The sequence below is a fragment of the Isoptericola croceus genome, assembly GCF_029382255.1.
GTDB lineage: Bacteria > Actinomycetota > Actinomycetes > Actinomycetales > Cellulomonadaceae > Isoptericola > Isoptericola croceus.
In genome coordinates, this window is sequence record NZ_JARLLG010000119.1 from 1 (window position 1) to 281 (window position 281).

At 48.8% G+C, this 281-nt stretch carries 1 protein-coding gene; it reads right to left on the reverse strand.

Going from position 1 to position 281, the window contains the following annotated elements:
* Positions 1 to 281 (reverse strand): hypothetical protein (locus tag PZC42_RS24420; protein ID WP_277214012.1); only part of this gene is annotated, 281 nt, incomplete at both ends.

Sequence of the window (281 nt, forward strand, 5' to 3'; positions counted from 1 at the left end):
GCTCTCTCCTCAGCTTCTTCAAGTTCCTGTTGGGCTTTGCGGAATTTGGCGAGGTTCAAGGCAGCGATTTCTTCGGCTTCTTCAATCTGCCTCTTGTAAGTCTTGATCTTCTGTTGGAGTTTGTCTACAAGGTCTTGCATGCGTTCGTGGTTCTTCCTATCTTCATCAGATTGGAAGCTGAGCTCCTTAATCCTGCGTTCAGATTTGCGGAGGTTCTTCTGGGCATCAGCATGTCTCCTCTGTTCTCCGTCAAGCTCGTTTTCGAGTTCCCTGACTCTCTG